The organism is Binatus sp. (SeqCode), from assembly GCF_049584895.1.
Classification (GTDB): Bacteria; Desulfobacterota; Binatia; order Binatales; family Binataceae; genus Binatus.
Window position 1 is genome coordinate 143,961 of record NZ_JBAUYR010000029.1, and the last position, 26,103, is coordinate 170,063.

The 26,103-nt window shown below is 60.6% G+C and carries 28 protein-coding genes; 16 read left to right on the forward strand and 12 right to left on the reverse strand.

Features of this window, described 5'->3' with window-relative positions; translation table 11 throughout:
- Positions 1-10: 10 nt before the first annotated feature.
- Positions 11-2,101, reverse strand: coding sequence for a S9 family peptidase (locus tag WB650_RS04860; RefSeq protein WP_423959632.1), 2,091 nt, complete (start codon positions 2,099-2,101; stop codon positions 11-13).
- The gene (locus WB650_RS04865) at positions 2,098-2,712 is read right to left on the reverse strand and encodes a CDP-alcohol phosphatidyltransferase family protein (RefSeq protein WP_423959633.1); all 615 of its coding nucleotides are present in this window, start codon (positions 2,710-2,712) and stop codon (positions 2,098-2,100) included. Before WB650_RS04865 ends, WB650_RS04860 begins: the two co-directional genes overlap by 4 nt.
- Positions 2,713-2,860: 148 nt before the next feature.
- Here WB650_RS04865 and WB650_RS04870 point away from each other — a divergent pair, with 148 nt between their 5' ends.
- Positions 2,861-3,664, forward strand: a complete 804-nt coding sequence (locus WB650_RS04870) for a hypothetical protein (protein WP_422304279.1) — start codon at positions 2,861-2,863, stop codon at positions 3,662-3,664.
- Positions 3,665-3,687: 23 nt separating this feature from the next.
- On the opposite strand, the gene WB650_RS04875 is transcribed toward WB650_RS04870, so the two are convergent.
- From WB650_RS04875 to WB650_RS04885, 3 genes are all read right to left on the reverse strand, one after another.
- Positions 3,688-3,903 carry a hypothetical protein gene (locus WB650_RS04875; protein WP_422304278.1) on the reverse strand — a complete coding sequence of 72 codons (216 nt, stop codon included), beginning with the start codon at positions 3,901-3,903 and terminating at the stop codon, positions 3,688-3,690.
- Between the two features lie 183 nt (positions 3,904-4,086).
- Positions 4,087-6,864, reverse strand: coding sequence for a glycoside hydrolase family 38 C-terminal domain-containing protein (locus WB650_RS04880; protein WP_423959635.1), 2,778 nt, complete (start codon positions 6,862-6,864; stop codon positions 4,087-4,089).
- An 11-nt stretch (positions 6,865-6,875) separates the two neighbouring features.
- Positions 6,876-7,322 carry a MaoC family dehydratase gene (locus WB650_RS04885; protein WP_422303157.1) on the reverse strand — a complete coding sequence of 149 codons (447 nt, stop codon included), beginning with the start codon at positions 7,320-7,322 and terminating at the stop codon, positions 6,876-6,878.
- Positions 7,323-7,405: 83 nt separating this feature from the next.
- On the opposite strand from WB650_RS04885, the gene WB650_RS04890 reads away from it, so the two are divergent.
- Together WB650_RS04890 and WB650_RS04895 are read left to right on the forward strand one after the other, a co-directional pair.
- Positions 7,406-8,896: an acetyl-CoA carboxylase biotin carboxylase subunit gene (locus WB650_RS04890; protein ID WP_423959637.1), complete on the forward strand. Its 1,491-nt coding sequence runs from the start codon at positions 7,406-7,408 to the stop codon at positions 8,894-8,896.
- The gene (locus WB650_RS04895) at positions 8,893-9,426 is read left to right on the forward strand and encodes an acetyl-CoA carboxylase biotin carboxyl carrier protein subunit (RefSeq protein ID WP_422303155.1); all 534 of its coding nucleotides are present in this window, start codon (positions 8,893-8,895) and stop codon (positions 9,424-9,426) included. The genes WB650_RS04890 and WB650_RS04895 overlap by 4 nt, the downstream gene beginning before the upstream one ends.
- Here the strand turns inward: WB650_RS04895 and WB650_RS04900 are convergent.
- Complete coding sequence (locus WB650_RS04900; protein ID WP_422292504.1) at positions 9,374-9,607, reverse strand: hypothetical protein; 234 nt, start codon at positions 9,605-9,607, stop codon at positions 9,374-9,376. The two genes, WB650_RS04895 and WB650_RS04900, sit on opposite strands and share 53 nt — an antisense overlap.
- Before the next feature lie 89 nt (positions 9,608-9,696).
- Between WB650_RS04900 and WB650_RS04905 the strand changes: the two genes are divergently transcribed.
- Positions 9,697-9,900, forward strand: a complete 204-nt coding sequence (locus tag WB650_RS04905) for a cold-shock protein (RefSeq protein ID WP_422292503.1) — start codon at positions 9,697-9,699, stop codon at positions 9,898-9,900.
- 19 nt (positions 9,901-9,919) lie between these two features.
- On the opposite strand, the gene WB650_RS04910 is transcribed toward WB650_RS04905, so the two are convergent.
- On the reverse strand, positions 9,920-11,443 hold the full coding sequence (locus tag WB650_RS04910) for a mercuric reductase (RefSeq protein WP_422303154.1): 1,524 nt from the start codon (positions 11,441-11,443) through the stop codon (positions 9,920-9,922).
- A 21-nt stretch (positions 11,444-11,464) separates the two neighbouring features.
- Positions 11,465-12,175 (reverse strand): TVP38/TMEM64 family protein, encoded by a 711-nt coding sequence (locus WB650_RS04915; protein WP_422303153.1) that lies wholly within the window; start codon positions 12,173-12,175, stop codon positions 11,465-11,467.
- Positions 12,176-12,254: 79 nt separating this feature from the next.
- Between WB650_RS04915 and WB650_RS04920 the strand changes: the two genes are divergently transcribed.
- From WB650_RS04920 to msrB, 8 genes are all read left to right on the forward strand, one after another.
- Positions 12,255-12,752 (forward strand): MogA/MoaB family molybdenum cofactor biosynthesis protein, encoded by a 498-nt coding sequence (locus WB650_RS04920; RefSeq protein WP_422303152.1) that lies wholly within the window; start codon positions 12,255-12,257, stop codon positions 12,750-12,752.
- 4 nt (positions 12,753-12,756) lie between these two features.
- Positions 12,757-13,461: a molybdopterin converting factor subunit 1 gene (gene moaD, locus WB650_RS04925; protein ID WP_423959640.1), complete on the forward strand. Its 705-nt coding sequence runs from the start codon at positions 12,757-12,759 to the stop codon at positions 13,459-13,461.
- Between the two features lie 56 nt (positions 13,462-13,517).
- Positions 13,518-13,721: a hypothetical protein gene (locus WB650_RS04930; protein ID WP_422303150.1), complete on the forward strand. Its 204-nt coding sequence runs from the start codon at positions 13,518-13,520 to the stop codon at positions 13,719-13,721.
- A 107-nt stretch (positions 13,722-13,828) separates the two neighbouring features.
- Positions 13,829-14,764: a 4-hydroxy-3-methylbut-2-enyl diphosphate reductase gene (ispH, locus tag WB650_RS04935; protein WP_422303149.1), complete on the forward strand. Its 936-nt coding sequence runs from the start codon at positions 13,829-13,831 to the stop codon at positions 14,762-14,764.
- A 220-nt stretch (positions 14,765-14,984) separates the two neighbouring features.
- A complete protein-coding gene (locus tag WB650_RS04940) occupies positions 14,985-15,845 on the forward strand; it encodes a tetratricopeptide repeat protein (protein WP_422303148.1) in 861 nt (286 codons plus the stop codon).
- A 79-nt stretch (positions 15,846-15,924) separates the two neighbouring features.
- Positions 15,925-16,563, forward strand: coding sequence for a deoxynucleoside kinase (locus WB650_RS04945; RefSeq protein ID WP_422303158.1), 639 nt, complete (start codon positions 15,925-15,927; stop codon positions 16,561-16,563).
- 59 nt (positions 16,564-16,622) lie between these two features.
- The gene (locus tag WB650_RS04950) at positions 16,623-17,084 is read left to right on the forward strand and encodes a hypothetical protein (protein ID WP_422303147.1); all 462 of its coding nucleotides are present in this window, start codon (positions 16,623-16,625) and stop codon (positions 17,082-17,084) included.
- A gap of 109 nt (positions 17,085-17,193) precedes the next feature.
- The gene (gene msrB, locus WB650_RS04955; RefSeq protein WP_423959642.1) at positions 17,194-17,856 is read left to right on the forward strand and encodes a peptide-methionine (R)-S-oxide reductase MsrB; all 663 of its coding nucleotides are present in this window, start codon (positions 17,194-17,196) and stop codon (positions 17,854-17,856) included.
- A 19-nt stretch (positions 17,857-17,875) separates the two neighbouring features.
- Here msrB and WB650_RS04960 read toward each other — a convergent pair whose 3' ends face one another.
- From WB650_RS04960 to WB650_RS04970, 3 genes are read right to left on the reverse strand one after another with little or no spacing between them, the layout of a single operon-like run.
- Positions 17,876-18,673, reverse strand: coding sequence for a class I SAM-dependent methyltransferase (locus WB650_RS04960; protein ID WP_422303145.1), 798 nt, complete (start codon positions 18,671-18,673; stop codon positions 17,876-17,878).
- 23 nt (positions 18,674-18,696) lie between these two features.
- Positions 18,697-19,143 (reverse strand): Zn-ribbon domain-containing OB-fold protein, encoded by a 447-nt coding sequence (locus WB650_RS04965; protein ID WP_422303144.1) that lies wholly within the window; start codon positions 19,141-19,143, stop codon positions 18,697-18,699.
- 5 nt (positions 19,144-19,148) lie between these two features.
- Positions 19,149-20,318 (reverse strand): thiolase C-terminal domain-containing protein, encoded by a 1,170-nt coding sequence (locus WB650_RS04970; RefSeq protein WP_423959644.1) that lies wholly within the window; start codon positions 20,316-20,318, stop codon positions 19,149-19,151.
- Between the two features lie 119 nt (positions 20,319-20,437).
- On the opposite strand from WB650_RS04970, the gene WB650_RS04975 reads away from it, so the two are divergent.
- The 4 genes from WB650_RS04975 (at position 20,438) to WB650_RS04990 (ending at position 25,599) form a co-directional block, all read left to right on the forward strand.
- Positions 20,438-21,001, forward strand: a complete 564-nt coding sequence (locus WB650_RS04975; protein WP_422303142.1) for a GNAT family N-acetyltransferase — start codon at positions 20,438-20,440, stop codon at positions 20,999-21,001.
- A 30-nt stretch (positions 21,002-21,031) separates the two neighbouring features.
- Positions 21,032-21,796 carry a crotonase/enoyl-CoA hydratase family protein gene (locus tag WB650_RS04980; protein ID WP_422303141.1) on the forward strand — a complete coding sequence of 255 codons (765 nt, stop codon included), beginning with the start codon at positions 21,032-21,034 and terminating at the stop codon, positions 21,794-21,796.
- Between the two features lie 534 nt (positions 21,797-22,330).
- Positions 22,331-23,548: a DEAD/DEAH box helicase gene (locus WB650_RS04985; RefSeq protein WP_422303649.1), complete on the forward strand. Its 1,218-nt coding sequence runs from the start codon at positions 22,331-22,333 to the stop codon at positions 23,546-23,548.
- Positions 23,549-23,892: 344 nt separating this feature from the next.
- Positions 23,893-25,599, forward strand: coding sequence for an alkaline phosphatase family protein (locus WB650_RS04990; RefSeq protein WP_422303650.1), 1,707 nt, complete (start codon positions 23,893-23,895; stop codon positions 25,597-25,599).
- On the opposite strand, the gene WB650_RS04995 is transcribed toward WB650_RS04990, so the two are convergent.
- Positions 25,550-26,103, reverse strand: a 554-nt coding sequence (locus WB650_RS04995; protein WP_423959648.1) for a VOC family protein, incomplete at its 5' end; no start/stop codon positions are given. The two genes, WB650_RS04990 and WB650_RS04995, sit on opposite strands and share 50 nt — an antisense overlap.

Consider the following 26,103-nt stretch of genomic DNA (forward strand, 5'->3'; position numbering starts at 1 on the left):
GAGAGTAGCGCTAGCTCGTAAGGCTAGTCAGGATGAACTGATACTCGATCGCTGTTTCGCGTAGCCGCTCGAAGCGGCCGGATTTACCGCCGTGGCCGGCTTGCATGTTGATCTTGAACAGCAGTGGGTGCCTATCGGTCTTCACGGCGCGCAGCTTTGCTACCCACTTGGCGGCCTCCCAGTATGGCACCTGGGAGTCCCATAGGCCGCTGGTTACGAGCATCGCCGGATAGGACTTGGCTATGACGTTGTCATAGGGTGAGTAGGACATCATGTAGTCGTAGAAGACCTTGTCCTTTGGATTGCCCCATTCGTCGAACTCGTTGGTGGTTAGCGGGATCGATTCATCCAGCATTGTAGTCACGATATCCACGAATGGCACGTTGGCTACGACGCCGCGATAATCACTCGGCGCCAGGTTCGCGATCGCGCCCATCAGCAGACCGCCCGCACTCCCGCCCTGCGCGAACACTTTGTCTCGTGCGGCATATTTCTCGCGTACCAGGTGACGGGTTACTGCGATGAAATCGGTGAACGTGTTTTTCTTGTTAAGCAGTCTGCCCTCGTCATACCAGGCGCGGCCCATCTCCTGTCCGCCGCGGACGTGGGCGATTGCAACGACGAATCCACGATCCATAAGGCTTACCCAGTTCGGGATGAATGCCGGATCGGTAGATAAGCCGTAGGAGCCGTAAGCGTACTGGTAAAGAGGCGCGGTTCCATCGCGCTTCGTTCCTACGCGGTACGCAATGGAGATAGGAATCAAGGCACCGTCGCTCGCGGTCGCATGCAGATACTCGGTCCGGTAATTGGCGGAACCGAATCCCCCGAGAACCGGCTCCGTCTTAAGCACAGTCTTTCGATCGGAGGTCATGTCGTACTCATAGGTCGTTCTTTGTGTGGTCAGCGACGTATAGATGTAGCGGACTTTGGCCGACTCGATCCCGGGGGTCGGCATCAACTGGGTGGTGTACGAAGGCTCCGCGGAAGCTATGACGTAGTCTCTCTTTCCGTTCCAGGATCGCACGTGCAGCTTCATCAGGCCGCCGGAGCGCTCGTTCACTGCGACGTAGTTCCTGAACACCTCAAAGGATTGCAAGAAGGCATCGTCGCGCGCCGGTATAACGTCTTTCCAGGTTCGCTTGTCGGCGACCTTGGCGATGGGCGCCCGAACCAGGCGATAATTCGGGGCCTCCCAGTTGGTGCGCAGGACAAAATCGCGACCTATATGAGCCACCTGGTACTCATGATTCGGCTCACGCGGAATCACGGTTCTGAATTTCAGCTTAGGATCGTCAGCATTGGCGTAGTGCCATTCACTTTGCAAAGTGCTTCTAAGCACGATGAACAAGTACTTCTCGGACTTACTCCGCGTGAGACGCAGGTAATAGCTGTGATCGCGTTCCTCATACACAAGTTTATCTTTCACAGGATCAGCGCCGACTACGTGCTTGCGGACTCTCACGCTCAGCAAGGTTACGGGATCTTTCTCGACGTACAGCAGAGTCTTATTGTCGTTAGCCCAAACCAGGTTAGGTTCGATGTTGGACACGGTATCTGCCAGCACCTTGCCGGTGTCGAGATTCTTCACCCTAAGTTTGTACTGGCGACGACCTACATCATCTTCGGCATAGGCGAGCATGCGTCCGTTCGGGCTCACCGACCACGCGCCGATTTGATAGAAGGTTTTTCCCGCCGCTAACGTATTGCCGTCGAGCATCACATGCTCGGGCGCGCTCATCGTGCGACGCCTTCGAGCATAGATTGGATACTCGCGGCCGGTCTCATAGCGGGTGTAGTACCACCATCCGCGGCGCAGGACCGGCACAGAAGCATCGTCCTGCTTGATACGCCCGACGAGCTCTTCGAATAGCTCATCCTGAAGCGCCTGCGTAGGAGCTAGAAAGGAGTTAGCGTAGGCATTTTCGTCATTGAGGTAGTTCAAGACCTCTTTCGACTTTCGAGTGTCGTCTCGCAGCCAGTAGTAGCTATCGTCGCGGGGCCCATTAGGCGATAGGACCTGGTGTGGTTTCCTGGCAGCGATTGGTGGCGATGGAAGAGAGGGCCTTGCCACTTTTCGAGATGTGGCATTCTTATTCATTGTGATCGCAACATCCTTACGCCGAACAGGAGCCGCTGTGCGCCGGTGACTATCTCGAGCGCTGCCATCGCATAGCAGAGCATCGGGGCTATCGCGCGGGTTATCGACGTCGTTTCCAGCAGGCCTAAGACTATGAAGAAGATTATTGCTTCGGTGCGTTCGAGGATTCCGGGTGGGTACTCGATTAGTTTTGCGCCAGGACCTTCAAGTGCGGCGCCTACCGCCAGAAATATCGTGATGTTCACGTACCACGTTGCTACCAGGACTAGCGCTGGAAAATAGAGGGCGGGATCGCGCCAGGCGATGCCGACGATTACGCAGGCCTCGACGATGCGGTCGGCGGACAGGTCGAGCACGCCGCCAAGCGGGCTGGGCGCGGCGCATTCGCGGGCGATGGTGCCGTCGAGGGCGTCGAAGGCGGCGCTGATTGCGAGTGCGGCGATCGCGAACGTCCCGCGCGCGCTCGCGAACGCGAGGCCAGATGCGATGCCGGCCACGGCGGCGAGAATCGTCGCGGCGTTGGCGCTGATGCCGGCACGGAACAGAGCGCGGGCGCATCGCGACTGCACGCGCTTGAGGTCGGGGTTCGCGCCGAAGATCGTATCAAGCATCGGCGGGGTTGTTTTGCTCCATCGTCGTAAAGACAATTGAACTACAGTGGCTCAGGTCGCGACCAAGGTCCCAGACAGCGGGCGCATTGGCAAGAGCCCTATTTGAGGAGAAGGTATCGCGGGTGCGACGGGACGATTGGAAGACAGGATGAATCGAGGCAGTGGTTTGAGATGGCTGGTCGCGACGATCGGGATAGTGATGACAGCGGCGTGGGCGCGGCCCGCGTTTTCGGCGGAGGCGCTCAGATTTCCGACGACCAGTTTTTCGATTGTCACTCCCGGCACCGGCGTCGCGATCGGGCAGGCGCGTTACCGCGTCGAAAGTACCCGCGACGGCGCGGTGCTGCGCGGCGAGAATGGATACTTTGACGGTCAGACCGACGTCGAGATCGCGCATATCGAGGTGGCGTCGGGCGGGCAGCCGAAGCTGACGGAATTCGATCACACGTTCTACAATGTCGACAAATCGATTCTGAGACGCGCGCACCTGGACGTGAAGTCAGGCGCCGGGACCTGCGTCGACAACTCAGCCGGTCAAAAGAGTGAGCAGTCCGAAGTGTTGAGCGTCCCGGAAGACACCTGGGCGGGCGCGAGCATTGTGATTCCGATTCGGAATTTCCTGCGGGCGGGCGACCGAGGCGTTAGTCGTCCGCTGCACGTCTTCAGCTGCGCGCCGGGGCCGAAGATATTTGCGATCAGCGTGAATATCGATCCGGGAAATGCGGTCTGGACCAGCTATGGCGCGGAGGCGATGCGGGTCGAAGTGCGGCCGGACTTTGGATTGCTAAATATGATCGTCGCGGCCTTCGTGCCCAGGCTGCATGCGTGGTTCGATCCGAATGACGGGATGACTTTCGTCGGTGACGAAGCGGCACGCTTCTACAAAGGTCCGCCGATCATGCTGGTGAAAAAGCATGGCGCCGAGCAGGACGGCACCCCTCGCGCGAAATAGCGGAATCGATTCTCAAAAAGGATCTAAAAGTGGACGATGCCCTCACCGTCGACGTGGCGAGCGGTCTTCGAAGCTTTGGGCTTTCGATACAGAAACGAAGTCTTGCACAGCGGGCAGGTGCCTTCTGGTTGCTGGCCGCTGCGGCGCACCAGTTTGACGTAACGCACGGTTCTGTCGTCGCACAAGTGAGCGGCGACGGGGAAATCGTACACGGTACGGACCGTGATTTTGTCGCTCATGATTCGGTGGCGCTCCCGGAGTCAGTGTTCACTGGTTTCGCTCGTCAATAGTTACGCACGATGATTTTTTTCGTTTCAATTCCCCGACTGCACGACCGAATTCAAAACTCGGATTAAACACCATATTCGAATCGCGCCGTCGATCAATCTTTATGACGATCTATTTGGAAAAAATCTTCAGCGTCATCGAGCCCGCGGGCGCACTTCGAAGGTGACGAGCTCGAACGGCTTGAGCTCGAGCGTGATCGCACCATCGCGCGAGCGCTTAAGGCCGGCGCGCTTCACGGGACGTCCTGCCAGATCGACCAGACGCGCGCGCCCACTGGCGCAGAAGGCGAAACGAGCGATCTCGGGCGTCGGCGACGCGCTGTAGGCGCGCACTTTGTAACAATTCGTACGAGCGAGCGGGCGGGCGGTGGAAAAAATTACGTGGGAATTGTTGCAGCTCAGCAACATCGCGGCGGCGTCGCGGTCGTCGCGACGGCCGGAAAAAATGCGCGGTGGCGAAGTGTACGCCTCGACGCGTTGCAGCAAGTCGCTGTCGAGATAGCTGCCGCGAAAGGTCGCGACTGCGAATTCGAAGCGATGCGCACCCAATTCCTGCGCGTCTGGCGTCTCCAGCTCCGGCCCGGCGCCACCGCGGCGGGTCGCGAGGTCGGAGCGCGACAGCCATCCAACGCATCGGAGCAGAGTCAGGAGAATCGTTGTCTCGCCCGCAGGCTCGGGACGCGCCTCGACCTCGAGGATGCCGCGGCTCGCGAGCGCGGCAGAGAACTCGGCGCCCTCGACCGCGGTGAACGTACGATGAGGCACGGTGGGATAGATGTCCTCGGTGCCGCGCGGTTCCGATGGCGCGAGCGGCCGGCGGATCACGCCGAAACTGGTGTCGTAGACGGCGTCGGCGGCGGTGACCGGCGTGCGCAGAGCGGCACGCAGGCGATGGTCGCTCGAGCGATTCGTGATGTCGGCTATAAAGTCGATTCGATCGAGACCCTGATAGAGCGTCGCGGTGAGAACGACGTCGAGATTCGCGTGTTCCGACGATCGCGCGCGTCGATCTGCCGTCAAAGAAGCGGGCACCTCGAACGTCATCGCGAGCTTGATGCGACTGCGTACCGGGCCGTTGTCGATAACGCTCGCGGAGATCGAGGCGGGCGTTACGATTGGCGCGCCGTCTCCGACGGGATCGTAGTTGTACTCGTCGCCGCGATCGCCGTCGTCTTCGAAATACAGTTCCATCGCCGCATTGCGCTTCAAATCGCTAATCCCCAGGCCGCGCGGCGTCGGCGTCAGGCGGAAAAACTCGTTCTCAATCGACGTGACGACCTCGGGACTCGCCGGCACGACAAAAGAATCGTCGCGAACGAGGCGATAGAAGCTGAATCCGGTTTGCGCGAGATCGTCGACGACGAAACTGATGGCGCATCGCGCGGCGCTGGTCGCATGGATGCGGATCGAACCCGAATCGGAGATGCGGGTGCGAATCGCGTGCTGGAATTCCGCGAGATCGAGATCGCTGAACGCGGCGCGGCTCATAAAAAGGTTCACCTGCGGGCGGCCGTCGGGCGTGGTCGCGATCTCGTAACGATTTACCGTGCGGCCGAACACCGACGGCTGGCTCAAGCTGCCAATGATCGATTTGAACTCGGCCGCCGGCATCTCGGAATCGACCGCGCGCTGCTCGCGAGCATTGTCGACGGCGACCGGGATGCGTCGGCCATCTGCTGTCTCGACGCCGTAGCGCGCGCCCGGGTCGGCGGCTTCCCTCTCGCCGGTGACGAGCGCGCCGCGAACGAGCGACGGATTGAAGACCGCGAGTTCGGACGCGTCGAGGTTGCGAACGTTGAGGCATGCGGCGGAGGCGCGCCGCACCGCGGTTTCGGCGAGCATCGCAGCCTGATCGAATCGATAGCGCATGTCGACGTGCACCTGGTCGACCGAGCATCCGCAAATCGAATCGTGAGGATGGTTCTGAATTTCAGTGCGCCACGCCATCTCGAGGAATGCGTCGAGCCCCGCGCCGCGTCCGAGCGCGTTGGCAAGGGCGGCGAGCGGATCGGCGTAGCGCTCGAGCTCGCGGCAATTCTCGAAGTCGCGATGCTTGATCCAGGTGCGCGCGGAGGTTACGCCGGGCAGCAGATGCGATCGCAAGGGCGAGCGCAGTTCGCCACGATGCTGCGGGGTGCCGTCGAGCGGAAGCTCCGCGAGTCGGTGCACGTAAGTCTCGAGCGAGCCGATCTCGAAGGTCATCGCGGAAATCTCTCGCGCCTGGTTGATTCGCTCCGAGAGTCGCGCGTCGGGCGGGGCGTGATCGGTACCGTTCATCACCAGGATCGGGGTGCCCGCGGCGAAGTCGCGCTCGCGGCGCGCGATCTGCTCGGCGCGCGCGACGAAGCTGTCGACTGATTCGAGCGGCAGATTCGCGCCGTTGGAATAGCCGTTGGGCAGATAGACCGTCAGCACCGAACTGCCGTCGAGCGCCTCCCAGGTAAAGCGATTGCGATTCACGTCCGCGCCGACTCCGCGCCACAGCACCGCGGTCGTGAACCCGAAGCCGGCGAGGATTTGCGGCATCTGCGCGATATGCCCGAACTGATCGGGAAGATAGCCGACGTCGAGCGGGCGGCCGAAGCGTCGCGCGATCGCCATCCCAATTTCGAGATTGCGAATCAGCGACTCGCCGCTCACCAGGAAGCTGTCGGCGAGCACGTACCACGGCCCGACCTGGATTTTGCTGGCGCGAATCAGATTGCGCAGCCGCGACTCGGCGCGCGGGCGCATCTCGAGGTAGTCGTCGAGCACTATTGTCTGTCCGTCGAAGTGAAACGACGGGATGGTGCCGCGCTCGACCAGCGGAATCATGCGATCGGCCATCGCGACCAGCCGCGCGCGCATCTGCTGAAACGGCTGATACCATTCGCGATCCCAATGCGTGTGAACGACGAAGTAGAGCTGATCCATAACGCTACGGCTCAAGCGGGACGGCGCGGTACAAGAATTTTGCGGCGCAGGATCATTATCTCCTCGCCGCGTTGATTGAGGCCGCGAGTCTCGACATAAATTACGCCGCGGTCGCTTTTCGATTTCGACGCGGTCGTCTCGAGCACTTTCGTTTCCGCGTAAAGCGTGTCGCCGGCGAAGGTCGGGCCGGTGTGACGCACTGATTCGTATTCGAGATTCGCAATCGCATTCTCGCTCACGTCCTTCACGCTCATCCCGACCACCGTCGCCATCACGAGCAGCCCGTTGACTAGAGGGCGGCCGTGCTGCGTGGTCGCGGCGTAAGCGGCGTCGAAGTGAAGCGGGTTGGTGTTCATCGTCATGAGCGTGAACCAGGTGTTGTCGAAGTCGGTGATCGTGCGGCCGGGCCAATGCTTGAAAGTCTGGCCGGCGGTGAAATCCTCGAAATAGCGGTTCATGCGATGCGATGCGCGGGCGCGTCATCGGGAATTATACGACGGGCGCGCCGGTTGCAATTGATTGTGCTAACTTCGTCGAGTCGATGGCGCCCCTCACGAAATTACTCGTCGCAAATCGCGGCGAGATTGCGCTTCGGATAATCCGCAGCGCGCGCGTGTTCGGCCTCAAGACGGTCGCGGTCTATTCGGTGGCGGACGCGAAAAGTGCACACGTCGTCGCGGCTGACGAGGCTATTCTCATCGGACCAGCAGAGGCGGCGAAGAGCTATCTCAACATCGCGGCGATTGTCGCTGCGGCAAAACAATCGGACGCCGACGCGATTCACCCGGGTTACGGATTTCTGTCCGAGCGTCCCGAGTTCGCGCAAGCTGCCGTCGATGCTCAGATCGTTTTTGTCGGGCCGCGGCCGGATGTTATGGCTGCCCTCGGCAACAAAGTCGCGGCACGGCGAATCGCAGTCGCGGCTGGCGTTCCGGTGGTGCCGGGAATCGAGACCGCGGAAATATCCGCAGCGCGCGATTTTGCCGCGCAGGTCAGCTATCCAATCTTGATCAAAGCTGCCGCCGGTGGAGGTGGACGCGGGATGCGCGTCGTTGCCGACGCGTCGCAGCTCGAGACCGCTCTGGAAGCGGCTGCGCGTGAAGCGGCTGCGGCATTCGGCGACGGCCGAATATTCATCGAGAAGTATCTCGCGCATCCGCGACATATCGAAATACAAATTCTTGGCGACGAACACGGGAGTGTGGTCGCACTTGGCGAACGCGACTGCTCAATCCAGCGGCGGCATCAGAAGATCGTCGAGGAATCGCCCGCGCCCGGACTCTCCCGCGAGATGCGCACGAAGATGATCGACGCCGCGCTGAAACTCGCGCGTGCGGCTCACTACACCAACGCCGGCACCGTCGAATTCCTGGTCGAGGGCAACAATTTTTACTTCCTCGAAGTGAATGCGCGCCTGCAGGTCGAGCATCCGGTAACCGAAATGCGTTTCGGATGCGATCTGGTATGCGAGCAATTGCGAATTGCCTCGGGCGGTAAGGTATCGGAGCCTGCGGCGCCACGCGGCGTTGCGATCGAATGCCGAATTAACGCCGAGGATCCCGAGCATGACTTCCGTCCCGCGACCGGAACCGTGCTTCATCTGAGCGTCCCGGGCGGGCCGGGCGTGCGTTTCGATTCGCATCTGACCCCCGGCGCCGAAGTAACGCCATGGTACGACGGCCTGCTCGGCAAGCTGATCTGTTACGGCGCGAATCGCGAGGAGGCGCGCGCCCGCCTCGTCAACGCGCTCGACGACTTCGCCTTGCTGGGCGTGACGAACAACGCGGCGTACCTGCGCGACATCGTTGCGAGCGATCAATTTCGCGACGTGCAACTGTCGACACACTTCATCGACTCATTCTTTTCAGGTTGGGAGATCGGCCGGTCTGAAATCGATGCGGCGATTGTCGCTTCGGTGATTACCGCCGGCGATTCGCAAATCGGAAACGCTGCGATGCCGCCAAACAGTAACGAGCGGCGTTCGCCGTGGGACGCGCTTAACAACTTCGAGCTGTGGGGATCGCGGCGATGAAGCTCATCCGTGCCGGTGGCCCCCCGCACGAAATCGACGCCGAGGTGATCTCGCGCGACGGCAGCGCGATTCGTGTGCGTATCGGTGACAGGGAAATTGTCGCGGAGTTCACGCCGAATACGGATGGAGGCGGGATTCTTGCGATCAATGGGCGCCGCTACCCGATTTTCGGCGCGCGGCGAATGGATTCGATTCTCGTTTCAGTTGGGCCGGCGTCATTCGAGTTCAAACCGGCGGAAGCGGCTGCGCGGCGCCGAGTGCGCGGACTTGCCGCGGCGGAAATCACCGCGCCGATGCCGGGCAAAGTGCTCAAGGTGATGGTCCGCGACGGCGACATCGTCGAGGCGGGGCAGCCGCTGGTCGTGATCGAAGCGATGAAAATGGAAACGACGCTAGCGGCTGAGACTGCGGCGATGGTGAAACATGTTCGTGTCGAGGAGGGGCAGTCTGTAGATCACGGTGCAGTCCTGATCGAGCTTAGTCCTCCTCCGGCTTCATCAGGTCGCGAATCTGCGCCTCGAGACCCGTGATCCAATCCTCGAAGTCGCCGTCGCGCTCGACAACTATCTCGAGTTTTCCGTTTTTCAAAATCGAAACGCGTCCCGGATGCTCGGTGCGCAGCGGAATCTCGACCGCTTCCCGCGAGATTCCCATCGGATCGATCACCGCGAAGATTCTTTCAATTTCCTTGAGCGTGACGGCCTTGAGCATGACTGCGCCTCGTATGAGTTCGCTCTTTACTTAAATTGTCAGCGTCGTAAGCTCAAGGCGCGACGCAACATCGTTCGGCGGAGGATCGCGTGTTCGGAACAATCAAGAAGGTAGTCAAGGACAAGGGCTTCGGCTTCATCATCGCGGACGACGGCGGCGACGAGGTTTTTTTCCATCGATCGGCGCTGTCCCCCAAGGTCTATTTCGACGACCTGCGCGAGGGCAACGAAGTTCAGTTCGACGTGCGCGCGGGCGAGAAGGGGCGGCAGGCATTCAACCTGCGGCTGCGCTAGCTCCGCAGCTGATTTTCGTTCATCGCGTGAACGCGAACCATCGCTTCATCAGGCCCGCGACGAACGGCGTCAGCCGCGTGCGAGTATACAGGCCGGCGGCGCGGCGAATCGCGTCAGCCTGCGTCGGGTATGGATGAATCACGTCGCCGAGAGTGCCCAGTCCTACCCCAGCTTTGATAGCGGTCGTCAGCTCGGAGATAATCTCGCCGGCGTGGCTCGCAACGATCGTCGCGCCGACAATTTTGTCGCTGCCATCTTTCACCAGCACCTTCACGAAGCCCTCGGTTTCTCCGTCCAGCACCGCGCGATCGACCTCTTTCAGTTCCTGGGTATAGGTCGCGACCGAGATTCCGCGCTGCTTCGCCTCGGCTTCGTATAGTCCGACGTGCGCGATTTCGGGATCGGTATAAGTACACCACGGAATAATCAGTTGGCTCGCGCGCTGGCGCCCGAAAAATAGTGCGTTGCGGATGATGATGCGCGCGTGCGCGTCCGACAGGTGAGTAAATTTGTATGGCGACGCGACGTCGCCGCCGGCGTACACCAGCGGATTTGTGGTGCGCAGGTGGTCGTCAACCTTCACGCCGTTTTGCTTGTCGTATTCGATCATCGCGGCTTCGAGATTCAACCCTTCGACCGTGGGCACTCGGCCGACGCCGATCAGTATTAGGTCAACGTCAATCTCGCGGCGGACGCCGTCGCGCTCGATCGCGAGTGTTTTTTCATTGCCGCGCAACCCGACGCCGTGAATTTTGCATCCCGTGATGATCTCGACACCATCGCGGACGATTGCGCGCTCGACTCGTTCGGCCGCGTCGCGATCCTCGCGAATCAGGATCTGCGGCGCGACTTCCAATAAAAAAACCTGCGCGCCGAATCGTGCAAACGTCTGCGCCAGTTCGCATCCGATCGGTCCGGCGCCGATCACGGCGATTCGACTTGGCAATTCAGTCAGCGAGAAAACCGTTTCGTTGGTCAGGTAACCGGCCTCGGCAAGTCCCGGGATCGGCAATGAGGCGGCGCGCGCTCCAGTTGTGATTGCGGCCTTCTTGAATTTGAGCCGCTTGCCATCGACCTCGACCACGTCAGGCGCGACGAAGCGTCCATCGCCGATGAATACGTCGACGCCTAACCCGCGGAAACGATTGGCCGAGTCGGTCGGGCTGAGCTCGGCCCGCAACTTGCGCATCCGCTCCATCACGGCGGCGAAATTCACGCGCATCCCTGGCGGGACCTCGACGCCGAAACGGCCCGCGTCGCGAACCGCGGCCGCGGCGCGCGCCGATCGGATCAGCGCCTTCGACGGGACGCATCCGAAGTTCAGGCAATCGCCGCCCATGTAATCGCGCTCGACGAGCGCTACCTTCGCACCCAGAATCGCAGCGCCTGCGGCAGTCACGAGGCCCGCCGTGCCGGCGCCAATCACCACCATGTTGTAGCGGTCGGCAGGCGTGGGATTGACCCATCCGGTCGGATGCAAATTTTCCGTAAGCGCGAGGTTGTATGCGTCGAGCGGCTCATGCTTCAGCGCGTGCGATGGCATCGAGGTGTCCTTTTATGTCTGCTAAGTCTTTTCGCGCAGCGCGCGTGCGCCGATTCGCGTTGCGTACACTGCGACCGTGACTGTCGCGACGAAGCCGACTGCCGTGAGCGCCCATCCCGCCGGCGTGCGATGAGCGCTGCCGCCGGCCGCGCGCGCGAGGTCGCCGCTGAGCGATCCGATATAGACGTAGAGAATCGTGCCGGGAATCATCCCGGCCCACGACGCGAAAAAGTAGTCGCGCAGCGTCACCCGCGTCAGCCCGTACGCGTAGTTGAGCAGGTTGAATGGGAACACGGGAGACAGCCGCGTGAGGATGACTATTTTCCATCCCTCCTTGCCGACCGCTTCGTCGATCGCTTTGAACTTCGCGTTGCCTTCGAGTTTTTCGCTGACCCATCCGCGCGCGAGGTAGCGGCCCACCAGGAACGCCGCGGTGGCGCCGAGCGTTGCCGCGATCGAGACGTAGATCGATCCGCGCACCACTCCGAAAATCACGCCGGCGCCGATCGTGAGGATCGATCCGGGAAGAAACGCGACGCACGCAGCGATGTAAATTGCGATGAATGCGACTGGCGCCAGTGCGCCCAGTCCGCGAATCCAGTCGAGTGCGTTGGTCAACCACGGCCCGGCGCCGATACGATGCCCTACATACAGAATCGCGATGACCGCGAAGACGATCAATAGAATTTTCGGACTGAAGAAACCCCCAGTTCGGCTGGTCGCGGTAGTCATCTTGAGGTTCCGGTGATGGCGAGCATCGCGGATGCGGACTGCTTATAATGCCACCGAGGATTGTGTAATTCTAATCCGTATGTCAGTCCACGAGCACGAAAAACACGCGCGAGAGAATCTCAAGGTCGGCGTGATCACCGCCAGCGATACGCGCACTCCCGAGACCGACGAGAGCGGCAAGGTCATCCGTACTTTACTGCAGGACGCCGGTCACCTGGTGGCTTATTACGAAATCCAGCCCGACGATTCCGAGAAGATTTCTGCCGCGATCGTCACTAACCTGGAAAATCTCGACGCGATTATCGTCAACGGCGGTACCGGCATCACCGCGCGCGACGGCACTACCGAAGTCGTGAAATCGCTGCTCGACAAGGAGCTCGAAGGATTCGGCGAATTGTTCCGGATGCTGTCGTTCAATGAAATCGGCGCGGCGGCGATGATGAGCCGTGCGATTGCCGGCGTCCGTCACGGCAAGTTTATCGCTGCGCTTCCCGGCTCTCCCGCCGCGTGCCGGCTCGCGATGGAGAAGCTGCTCATCCCCCAGCTCGGGCACATCACTTATCTGCTGAGCAAATGAACCAATGAACAAGTTCACGATCAAACTGTTCGCGACGCTGCGTGAGCGCGCGCATACAGCCGAGTTGACGCGCGACTTTCCCGACGGCACCACCGTCGGCGACATCTGGCGGCAGCTGGTCGTCGAGTTTCCCGAACTCGGCGGTCATCGCGATTCTGTAGGCTTCGCCGTCAACCAGGAATATGTCGAGGGCAACTTCAAACCACGCAAGGGCGACGAGATAGCGTTTATTCCGCCGGTCAGCGGAGGCGCCGGGACTCCTGCTTACGTCGGCAAAATTACAATCGGCCGCAACCGAATCGACGTCCCGGCGCTGGAGCGCGAGGTCGCCGATCCTGCCGCCGGTGCGATCGTATCGTTCACCGGCACGACTCGCCGCGACAACGCCGGACGCGTCGTGATTCGCCTCGAGTACGAGGCCTACGAGCCGATGGCGCTATCCGAAATGCGCAAGCTCGCTGTCGAGGCAGGAGTGCGATGGAAGATCACGCGCATCGCGATCGCGCATCGCATCGGCGTCGTCGAAATCGGCGAGACGTCGGTCGCGATTGCAGTCTCAGCGCCGCATCGCGCCGAGGCCTTTGAAGCATGCCGCTTCGCGATCGATCGTCTCAAGGAAATCGTCCCCATCTGGAAAAAAGAGCATTTCGAAGGCGGCGAAGTCTGGATCGGCTGCCAAACCTCGCATCCGCCCGAGCTCGACACTTAGTATGTTTTTGTTGTCATCCTGACGAAGCGAGCAACGCGAGCGGCAGGAACTGGCTTATGGCCTCCGGACAGCGGGGCGTAAGCACCGCCGGTTCCGGTTTTGCGATGCTGCATCCAATGAGAATCGACTCTTGTGCTGGCGACATCAAGCAAAAGGACCGCTACGCGATTTTTAGAACCGGTGCCGGCTTCGCTGCCGCGAAGCTGTCCGAGATCCTTCGCTGCGCTCGCGTCGCTCGCTTCACTCAGGATGACAACTGATTCCGGGCTTGTAGATAACCCTTCCAAGGAATTCTCTGGCATTGAGGGGTTCCCGAAACCCCTCGTTGACCGACCGGACAGTTAACAGTTACAAATGGAGCATGGCGTTGAGCGTTACTTCTGTCGAAAAAATTATCCTGGCTGAGCCACGCGGGTTCTGCGCCGGAGTCGATCGTGCCGTCGAGGCTGTCCGCAGCGCGCTCCGCTCCTACGGACGTCCGCTCTACGTGCGTCATCAGATCGTGCACAACCGCTTCGTGCTCGAGGCACTGGAGCGCGAGGGCGCGATTTTTGTCGAGAGTCTCGACGAGGTGCCCACCGGCCAGCGCGTCATCTTCAGCGCTCATGGGGTTGCGCCCAGCGAATGGGACCGCGCCAAGGATCGCGAACTGCGGGTTATCGACGCCACCTGCCCGCTCGTCACCAAGGTTCATCTCGAAGTCAAAAAGTACGACGACGAGGGCCGCACGGTTATCCTGATTGGCCACGCCGGCCACGAGGAAGTGAAGGGCACCCTAGGAGTTGCGCCCGGCAAAGTAGTGCTGGTGGGCAGCGTCGCGGAGGCGCGCACGGTCGCGGTCGAGAATGGCGACCGTATCGCGGCAGTCACGCAGACTACGCTCAGCGTCGACGACACGCGCGAGATCATGGAGACGCTCAAGGAGCGTTTCCCCACGATGCAGGCGCCGAAGACGGACGACATCTGCTACGCGACCCAGAACCGCCAGAACGCGGTCAAGGAACTGGTGCAGGTCAGCGACGCGGTGCTGGTCGTCGGCTCCAAGCAAAGCTCGAATGCGAACCGGCTGGTCGAGGTTGCGCGGATGCGCGGTGCGCGCGCGTTCCTGGTCGATTCGATCGCAGACGTCGAGCCCTCGATGCTCGAAGGGGTGCGCGCGCTCGGCCTGACCGCAAGCGCGTCGTCGCCGGAATGGCTGGTCGAGGAAATCATCGGCGCATTTGCCCGTTCCGGCGCCGAGGTCGAGCTGCTGAGCGTCGCCAAGGAGCGCGTGCATTTCCCCCTCCCAATGCCCGCCGACTGATCTGTGACGTTTCCCCCTTTCCATTCTGTAAAGGGGGCTAGGGGGATAGGACGCGACGATCTCCATGGTTTTGTGGTTCCCCTTCCCACCATGGGAAGGGGTTAGGGGTTAGGTTGTGCGCATCATCCACGACTCCGGTTCGCTCGTCCCGCCTTGACAATTCCGCGCCATTGCTTGCAGACTCATCCGGATTTCGACGAACCCTGAGAGGAACTTTCCGATGCGAACAGCTATCGCGCGCGCGCTGATACTGCCGGTCCTGCTGGCAATCCCCTTCGTCAGCGGATGTCAGTCGGAGTCCAAGAAACATCTCTACGCAGCTGAAGATCTGTTCGAAAAGCGCGATCTCGACGGCGCCAAAAAAGAACTCGAGCTCTCAATAAAAGCCGACCCCAACAATCTCGACGCGCACAAGTCGCTCGCGCATATAGATCAGGCACTCGGCGATGAGGAAGGCGCCGCCAAGGAATACATGGCCGCCTCGGCGCTCGATCCCACCGATCAGAAACTCCTCGACCAGGCCCGGCTCTACAAACAACTCCAAGACATGGCGAATTCGTCGGGCCAGGCGCTCGACAAGATCAAGGCGGGCCAGGTCACCGAGGGCGTCGCTCAGCTTAAGGACATCATCACGACCAGCAGGATTGCCACAGCGCAGCAGAAAGCGTTGAGCGCGCTCTCCGATTCTGTCCCGATTATCGAAAAAGTCGGCGATCAGCAAATGACGGATAAGAAGTACCCCGATGCGATTACCACCTACGAACAGGGCATCCGCGTCGAGATGCTGCTGGCGAGAGCGCACAAAATGGACACGCTCGGCCCCGACGCCGACCCGATGATGAATAAGATCACTGAGGCCGCCAAGGACGCGGGCACGCCTGACGCAAACTTCAAGCTGTTCAATGACGTGATCGGCGACTATCCCGACAACAAGGTCGCCAACCTCCAATTGGCGCAGATCTATCTCAGCAGGACTCCGCCTGACTACGATACGGCCGCTGACCTGGAAGAGCGCGGCGGTGCGCCCGACGACCAGGTCCGCAAGCTCCGCGACATGGCCAAGAAGCATCATCGTAAGTGAGAGGCGTGGGTAGTGAAACAGTGAAAAAGTGAAAATCCACGTTCGCGACTGCGATGAGCTAGTGCGACAATCGCCCCCGATGCGCCGGCGCGGCTATATCGCAGTCGAAGGCCCAATCGGGGTTGGCAAAACTAGTCTCGCGCAGGCGCTCGCGCGCGAACTCGGCGCGCGCCTGATGCTCGAGGACGCCGACAACAATCCGTTCCTGCCGCGCTTCTACCAGGACCCCGACAAGTACGCGTTTCCTGCACAGCTTTATTTCCTGCTGACCCGCCACAATCAGCAGCGCGAACTGAAGCAGCAGGATCTCTTCACTCAGGCCACGGTCGCCGACTACCTGTTCGCCAAGGATAAAATTTTCGCCGCGATGAACCTCGCGCCCGACGAACTCAAGCTCTACGACAACGTCTACAAGCTGCTTGACGCCCAAATGGCCAAGCCCGACCTGGTCGTCTATGTGCGCGCGACTATCGAGGTGCTGGCCGAGCGCCTGCGCAAGCGCAACCGCGATTTCGAGAGGCACATCAGCTTCGACTACCTCGAGCGAGTGTCATCGGCCTACCGCGATTTCTTTTTCTACTACGACGAAGCGCCGCTGCTGGTGGTCGACACGACGGAGATCGACTTCGTCGCCAACCCCGAAGACCTGGGCCAACTAATCCGCGAAATCGATCGCGCCGGCACGGGCACCCAATACTTCGTCCCACGGAAGAATTGAAGGCTTGACTTAAGCGAAGAAATAGCGAAAATAGGTCGCTTCAAGGAGGACAAATCCCCATGGCGACCTGGAATGAGTTCGAGGCCGATGCGCCTGATATTGCGGCGGCTGGGCGGCAGATGCTGTATCAGTTCGGGGTTGGGCTTGCGTTTCTTGCGACGCTGCGCAAGGACGGGGCGCCTCGGCTGCATCCGATTTGCCCCACTATTGTCGACGGGCATCTTTATGCGCTCATCGGGCCTAGTCCCAAGCGCGGCGATTTGAAGCGCGACGGCCGTTACGCGCTACACACCTTTCCGCCGGTCGATGTTGATGACGAGTTCCTCGTGATGGGCCGCGCGGCATTTATCGACGACAAGGCTATCGAGGAAAAAGTTCGCAACGATTGCGTCAGCCGCGGTATGACCTCGACCGGCGACGACCTCCCGTTCGAGTTCCGCATCGAAAGCGTGATGCATGCGAAGTACCCGGGCGGTCACGGCACCTGGCCGCCGAAATATTCGATTTGGAAATCGAGCTGATGCTATGACACGGCGATGGCATCGAAGGACAAATCACCGCGGCTCGCGATCCCGCCGTGACCATCCTTCCGGGAACCGCGCGGGCTTCGATGCTGTTTTCTATTATGCAATGATCAAGACAACGGATCCGAAGTTGGCGGAAAACAATAGTCATTCGAACAGTCAGAACGCGCATATCATCGGGCGGCGTGCGTTCGTTGCCGCGATTGCCGCGATTCCTGCGATCATCGCATTCGGTTACGCTGAGAGAGGCCTCAGCGCGAATGAGTCCGGGGATTCGCCGGATTCGGGCGCGTCGGGTATAGTCAAAGTATCGATCGTTGAGTTCACCGATGCCGGCCAGAGAAAGGGACTCGTGATGGTAGATAAACTCGTTAAGACGGACGAGGAATGGCGCAAAGAGCTGACCCCGGAGCAGTACGAGGTCACGCGCAAAAAGGGTACCGAGCGCCCGTTCCAGAACCTGTACGCCGAGAATCACGACAAGGGTCTCTATCGATGCATCTGCTGCGGCAACGCGCTGTTCAGCTCCGATACGAAATTCGAATCGGGCACGGGATGGCCGAGCTTCTATCAGCCGATCGCGCCCGAGAACATCGAGACCAAAACCGACCGCTCATTTTTCATGAAGCGCACCGAGGTGATGTGCGCGCAATGCGACGCGCATCTCGGCCACGTCTTCGACGACGGCCCGCGCCCAACGGGTTTGCGATATTGCATGAATTCCGCGTCGCTTAAGTTCGTTAAGTCCGACGAACCGGACAAGACGTAAGTTACACCGCCGCGTCCGTTCAGATCGATCGCCGACTGACGCGCCCACATTGCATAATCATCGCGATGTCGGCTTTGAAGACTGGCGGTTCGTCCGATCCAGCATTTCTGATCGCAGACTTTATTCGCTGGATTCCTGCCGCGTATTGCACGTCGGTTAGCAACGCCATCTGCGAACATCCTCTGCGCTGTAGCTCCGGATCGTCGAAAACCGCTTGACCCACACGGCTTGCGGCGAAACGACCGCTCACCCGACATTCGACGCTATCGAATCCGGCCCGCAGCATCGCGTCCGCGATTTTTCCCGACGAGGGATAGCGAGCAAGATCGATCGTCCTCGTCTCGGGGAAAAAGTCGTAAACACACCACGAATCGCCTCCGTGATGCGGATCCATTCCAAAAATGGCCAGCGATCCACCCGGACGGAGGAGCCTCCGCGCTCCCGCGACGAACTCGTCAACGCGTTCGAAGTGATGAATAGCGTTGATGCAAAAGATCACGTCGAACGTGCGATCGCGAAATGGCGCCAGCTCGGCCGTTGCTCTGAGCAGGCAGCCGTGTGGATCCTTAGCACGCGCTTTGTTCAGCATCTCGAGCGAGTAGTCGAGTCCGAAGATGTTCGGTACCAGATCGCGAAGCACATCGAGCCAATGGCCAGTGCCGCAACCCACTTCGAGTACGCGCTCCGGGTTCTCCGGCATGATGAAAGCGCGCAATGCCTCTTGCATGTCGTCATATGCGCCGGGCGCATAGCGCGCGTCGTAGCTGGGGGCGATGTGATCGTAGTTGACTCGCGGCGGCATTGATTTCCGATCCACCACATCGAGCGAACGATGTCCAGTCAGCAATTCGCTAGCTTCCACTGAATCAGGGTGAAGCCTTCGGGGTGATCCTCGAAGACTGCCTCGACTGCGGCGTCGAAGGGGACGTCAATCTTTGGGTCGCCTAGCAGGTTGCCCACCATGCGGACGTTGCCGGCGTCGGGGAGTTCTACCACTACCACCAGATAGGGGCAGGCGGATTTTAGGGCGGGATGCGCTGGGTGCCAGACGCGCTCCCAGCTGTAGACGCGGCCGCGGCCGGAGACGCGATGCCATCCGAGGTCAAACGTGTGGCACTTGTGGCAGATCCACTCGGGGCCGAACTGGAACGTGCCGCATGAATTGCATTTCTGCACGACCAGCTCGTGACGCTTCGCCGCTTCCCAGAATTCTCGATCCAATCCGTCGCGCGTCGCTTCGGGCGCCGGCATCCCCGAGGGCAAGTAGGTTTTTGATTCAGTTGCCATCGCACTCACCTGCGCAGGATCAGATCGCTCACCGGCGCGACCATCGGGCCCGACACGACCATCGAGATTTCAGCGTCTTTGACCTGGCAGGTGGACGTGCCGCGGATCTGGCGCGCTGCTTCGATGATCAGTTCGAGGCCGTGCATGTAGCATTCGGCGAGGTTTCCTCCGCTGGTGTTGATTGGCAGCTTGCCGTTGGTCGCTGTCAGATTCTCGAAGGTGCAGAAGTCCATCACTTCGTCGGGATGGCAGAAGCCGTGCTCGACGATGCTGGTCATCACGGCGCCGGTGAAATTTTCGTAGACCTGCGCGACGTCGACGTCCTTGGGCTCGATGCCCGCCATCGCGTACAGGTGCGGCGCGAGCGTCTTGAAGTTCGAGGTCGCATAGTCGGGACCGTTTTCGGCTGCGGCACCCTGGCGGAAGTCGGAGCCCTGTGCCGACGCCATCACGTACGCGGGCTTCTGCTTGAGGTCGCGCGCGCGCTCGGCGCTGGTGAGGATCACTGCGGCGGCGCCGTCGTTCTCGAGGCAGCAGTCGTAAAGATGAAACGGCTCGACGATCCATCGCGATTCGTCGTAGGCCTGGCGCGTGAGCGGCCGGCCGTACATGATCGCGCGCGGATTCGATTGGGCGTGGTGATAGCAGGCCATAGCGATCGCGGCGAGCGGGTCCTGCGTGATGTGGTGATCGTGCATGAAGCGGCGCGTGCGCAGCGCGATCCATTGCGCCGGCGTCGACATCCCGTACGGCCAGGTGTACGCGATGGGGCCGGAAATCGTGCGCATTGGCGGTGTCGCGCCGAAGCGGCCGAACTGGCCCTGCGCCAGCGCTCGATACACGACGACTGTAGTCGCGAAGCCGGCGACGATTGCGGCCGCGGCGTTGCCTATCGCGCCGGAGCCTCCACCGCCGCCTCCTCCCCAGAACATGTTGGTGAAGCGCAACTCTGGCAGTCCGAGCGCGGTCGCGACGCGGACCGAATCGTTGCGGTCGTTGCTGTACGACGCGATGCCGTCGATCGCGGTCACCGGAATGCCGGCGTCGTCGGCCGCGCGCTGTATCGCTTCGAGCGCTAGCCGGAATTCGCTGACCGGAGCAGCGCCGCGTTTGTAGTATTGCGTCTCGCCGAGCCCGGCAATCGCAGTCTTGTCCTTGATTGTGAATTCGCTCATCGTTGCGCCGCTGCTGTTCGGATTAGCGAAACTCGCGCAAGATTCCAAGCGGAATCGCGCGGCGGGCACGGCGGCCCGCCCCACTGGTAGATGGAATCGCGGTATACTCGAAGGCCGATATGGATGATCGCAACATGCTCAGCGACGCGCGCAAATATTGCGTCGATGCAGAGATGCTGGACGGCACCGCGATCCGAATTCGCGCGATTCGGCCCGACGATCAGGAGCGCCTGCATGATCATTTCAAAGGACTCAGCGAAAAGTCTGTCTATTTTCGATTCATGGGGATCAGGCGCGACTTGTCGCCGCAGGATCTGAAGCGCCTCACCGAGCTCGATTTCAGGAATCATGTCGGTCTCGCGGCGACGCTGATTGAGAATGGACGCGAGCGCTTCATCGGCGTCGGTCGTTACATTTGCGGCGCTGATCCAACTCGCGCAGAGGTTGCGTTCGCGATTCTCGACGGGTTCCAGGGCCGCGGCATCGGCACGCTGCTGCTCGAGCATCTTAGTCTCATCGCGGATGCGAACGGGGTCACGGAATTCGAGGCCGATGTGCTCGGCGAGAACCGTCAGATGCTGGAGGTGTTCGCGCACAGCGGTTTCGAGAGCCATCGCACTTTGGATTCCGGCGTTGTGCGTCTCCGTTCCTCGACGCGCAAGATTTTGAAAAAGGTTTTTTAGAGATCGCAGTTCAGCGGCGGAGGTCATTCGATGAGCCTGGTCGAGTTCGCAATCGAAAACGAAATCGCAATCGTCACTATCAACCGGCCAGAGGCGCGCAACGCTGTCGATCAACCAACCGCGGCAGCGCTCGCCGAGGCGTTTCGCCGCTTCGACGCTGACGTTGCGCTCTCTGTGGCGATTCTCACGGGCGCGGGCGGAACGTTTTGCGCCGGCGCGGATCTGAAAGCGGTCGCGACAAGTCGCGGCAATCGCGTGACCGAAAATGGCGACGGTCCGCTCGGATGCACGCGGATGCTGCTGAGCAAGCCAGTGATCGCGGCGGTCGAAGGCTTCGCCGTAGCGGGCGGAATCGAGCTCGCGCTGTGGTGCGATCTGCGGGTCGCCGCGCGCGATGCGACCTTCGGCGTGTATTGCAGGCGCTTCGGAGTGCCGCTCTGCGATGGAGGCACGATTCGACTGCCGCGGCTGATAGGAATGAGCCGCGCGATGGATATGATCCTCACGGGCCGCGGCGTCTCCGGCGAAGAGGCGTTCACGATGGGCCTGGCGAATCGCGTGGTCGATCCGGGTTCTGCGCTGGCAGTTGCACGCGAACTCGCCAAGCAGATCGCCAGCTTCCCGCAAAGATGCATGCGCGGAGATCGGATGTCCGCGTACGAGGCGTGGACATTGCCGCTCGACGACGCGCTTAAGAATGAGTACCGCTATGGAATTGCGACGATAGAATCGGGCGAGACGCGCGCAGGGGCGGAGAGATTTGCGTCGGGAGTTGGGAGGCATGGGAAGTTCTAGAGAAGGAACTTTATTTAAGTGAAACCCTCCTGGGTTTCACGCTTCCCTGGGCAGGGTTAAACCCTGCACCGTGGTGTTAGGAAGGAAGGATGCGAGACGGAGTTTACCCTGAGTACTCGTAGGGTCCCTGTTCGAACTTGGTGGGCGGTGCTTTCCCGCGACTGGCGACTCTGTCGCCAGTCGCTGACGTTGGAGAGAAAGATAAGAGCGCGGATCCCCCGCTTCGCTCTGAACGACACGAAGGAGAGTTCTAACAGGGACGAAGTCCCGCATCCTAGTATGGATACTGGGTGCAGGGGTCACCCCTGCCCAGGGAAGCGTGAAACCCAGGAGGGGTTTCACATACAATCAAGTTCCTCGCGCTGGCCGTGAGGGCCATTGTGTCGCTTCACTGATTCCTGTACCCTCTTGCCAAGTCAATCGTGACTTTATGCGCGCGTCGGATTCCGTGACGCCACCCTCTCAACTCATCAGACCCATAAGTTCGGTTTTTTTCTGAACTGGAATCCGGGGGACTGAACCATAGGATACTGTTTGTCGTTTTCTGAATTTTCCGTATCGCCCGAGATCCATCGTTCAATTAAAGACCGCGGTCATCATACAGCGACCCCGGTCCAGGCCGGAGCTATCCCGGTTGCGCTTACCGGGCGCGACGTGGTTGCCACGGCTGAAACCGGCAGCGGCAAGACCGCGGCCTTTCTGATCCCGACCATAGACAGGCTGCATCGCAAGCACACGAAGCATCTCGCCGCGCTGGTGATCATGCCGACGCGAGAGCTCGCTGCGCAGGCTGCGCGCGAGTTCGATTTGATCGCTCGTCATACTCACATGCGCTGCGCGACTGTCGTTGGTGGCGAGTCCGAGCGTCATCAAATCGACGCGATTCGCAAGGGCGCGCAGGTGCTGGTCGCGTGTCCCGGACGGCTTATCGATTTTATCGAGCGCGGCATCGTCAAGCTCGACAAAATTGAAGTCGTGATAATCGACGAGGCCGACCGCCTGCTCGACATGGGCTTCCTGCCGCAGTTGCGCCGGGTCATGAAGATGGTGCCGAAGAATCGCCAGACCATGATGTTCTCGGCGACGATGGCGTCTGGTCCCGAGATGATCGCGCGCGAATTTCTGACCAACCCGGAGCGCGTCACGGTCGGCGGCACCAAAGCCGCGCCGCCGTCACAGATTCGCCAGTCGATTTATCCGGTAACGCTCGAGAACAAGGGGCCGGTGCTGCTCGAGATTCTAAAGCGTCCCGAGGTCGAGAGCGCGATCGTTTTCACGCGCACCAAGAGCCGCGCGGACCGGGTCGCCAAGCTGCTGATACGCGCCAATATCAAGGCGGTGCAGATTCATGGCGACCGCTCACAGAGCCAGCGCAACGCGGCGCTGGCGGGATTCCGATCACACAAGTTTCGCGTGATGGTCGCGACCGACGTGGCCGCGCGCGGACTCGACATCCCTGACGTTTCGCACGTGATTAACTTCGACCTGCCCGACGAGACCGAGGGCTATATCCATCGCATCGGTCGCACGGCGCGGATGGGCAAGGCGGGTGAAGCGATCAGCCTGGTCACGCAGGAGGAGCGCGTCAACCTGGCGCGGCTGGAACGGACGCTGGGCAACGCGCTCGATCGCGAGCACGTCGAGGGTTTCGAGAAAATCGAAATTCACGCACCCAAGCCGGTGACGGTGTTCCGTTCGTCGGGCGCACGCAATCGCTCGACCCGCAACCGCCCGCGCTCCCGCTGGGCGTAATCGCCGCAATTTCCCGGACGTGAATAAGACTGCCGAGCCGATCGCAAAAGCGATTGGCTCGGTGGAAACGTCGCACGGCGTACGCCTCGCTCCGCGAAATTCCTTTCCCGGATCGACGGGGCGCTTTTTCGCGCGGCAGTACGAAAAATACGTGCACTGATTCGACTCCCGCCGCAAGCCTTACGCCGGTCAGGTTTTTCCTTTTTCCGACTGAAGTGCTGAGTTAGAGTTTCAGAATCAAAATGATGCGCCACAAACCTGTCTCAAACCTCATCCGCTGCGCACTGATTTCGACCTGCGTCGCAATGCTCACCCTGGCTTCCTGCAGTACGGTCAAATTTCTGATGAGCGGCGGCGAAAAGCAAGTCAAACACCATCTTCGGCCGGTCGAGCCGGGGCCGTACGTCCTGGTCTTCGCTTTTGACGGGGTCGGCATCAATCAGTTGATGGAAGCGATTAACTCTGGCCAGGCACCTGCCATGGCCGCGATGCTTGGCAAGCCCGAGGGAAGCGGCGGATTGTACGAGCACGCTTACTCGGTGCCGAACACTGTGACCATCCTGCCTTCGACCACGATTGCCGCCTGGTCGGCGATTTTCACCGGCGCGCCGACGGCCTGGAATTCGGTGTCTGGCAACGAATGGTTCGCGCGCGAGGAGATGAAATTTTACGCGCCGGCGCCCGTGTCTGTCTCAGAAATGGACGACAACAAGGCCATGATCATGGACGGGTTGGTCGGCAAGCAGCTCAAGAGCCCGACACTGTTCCAACAGGCTGGAGTTAAATCCGCAGTCTCGCTGAACGCGGTCTATCGAGGGGCAGATTATTTCACGGTCATCGATCCGGTCTCGATGGTCGAGCTGTACACGGAATTCATCGCGAAGGGTGGCGGTGAGAATGCGCCCGGCAAAGCCGACATCTACGAGAAGATGGACCAGGATTCGGTGCCCAAGCTGCTCGATTCGATGGAGAAGCACGGCGTTCCGAAAATTCAAGTTGTATATTTTCCGGGAATCGATTTGTCCACGCATGTTGCCGCCGATCCGTTGCCGATGGAAGTCAGCTACCTCGAACGGGTAACCGATCCTCTCGTCGCTCAAGTTCTCGCGGCCTACAAAGACTACGGCATTCTCGATCAGACTTACGTCATGATCATTGCCGATCACGGTCATACTCCCGTCTTGAGGGATCCGCAGCACGCGCTGGGAGCCGATCCGGACGTGGGACCGGCCGCAGTTGTCAAGGCCGCGGGATTCCGACCGCGAAAATTCGTGCTGAATCCGGGCGCCAACGAACAGGACTACCAGGCCGCATTCGCGTATCAGGGCGCGATCGGCTACGTCTACCTGGCCGACCGCTCGACCTGTCCCAATGCCGGCACGACTTGCGATTGGAAGCGTCCGCCCAGATACAAGCAGGACGTGCTGCCGGTCGCGCGCGCGTTCTACAACTCGAACAAAATCGGCAGGCCTAATGCATATATGAAAGGCAAGCTGGATTTGATCTTTGCGCGGGTTCCGACTCCGCCGGGGAAAGATACCAACGAGTTCGAAATCTTCGACGGCCATGGGCTGGTGCCGATTTGGGAATACCTTCTGTTCCATCCGCGGCCCGACTTGATCCAGCTCGACCGGCGGATGCGATGGCTAAGCGTGGGACCCTGGGGCGATCGGAGCGGCGACATCCTGCTGCTCACAAAATCTGGACTGAACCGTCCGATCCAGGATCGCTATTACTTCTCAGGGCCGTATCATTCATGGCACGGGAGCGCGTCGCCGCAGGACAGTTACGTCCCGCTGATTGTCGCGCGTGAAAACTATTCAGGCGGGAAGCTCAAGAAGATCGTTGACAAGGCCATCGGTCCCGTGCCGCCGTCGCATCTGTCGCTGGTGCCGGTGGTTCTCGGGCTGCTGGTATCGGAACCGCCGATCGCACCCGCAGTGCCGGGCACCGATCAGGGAGGAGCCCCGTCAGCCGGACCTTTCGCGGCCCCGTCTCCTGCTACTGCGGGATCGGCCCCGTCAACGACGCCCGCTGCGAAATCTCAATGAAGTTGCCGTCGGGGTCGCGGATGAATGAGATCCGCGCGACTGCGCCGAGCGAAACCGGCGCCGCGCCTTCCCACACGCCCATCGACATGAAGCGTCGATGCTCCGCGTCTACGTCGCGCACCTGTACCGTAATGTAACGCATCCCGACTGCGCGCATCGATGCGACCACGTCGGTCGCGCTAGCTGACTGCGCTTTAGGCGCGCGTATGGCCGCGGGATCGCGATTTAAGCTGATCACAGTTTCGCCGAGCTTGAAACGGCCGGCGCTAAGTCGATCGGCCTGCAATGCCTCTGCATAAAACTTTTCGAAAGCAGCTTCGTCGGTTACGCCGATTTGGATTTCGATCTGATTGATGCCGCGCTGGCCGGTGGGTACCAGCTCGATGTCGTTGCCGTCGGGGTCCTGCATCGGGAGCGGCATGGGAGTGCGCGGATCGGAGATCGAAAGCATTCGGTAGCCGCCCGCGATTCGCGCGGGAAGAAGATCGCGCGAGTGATTTATCT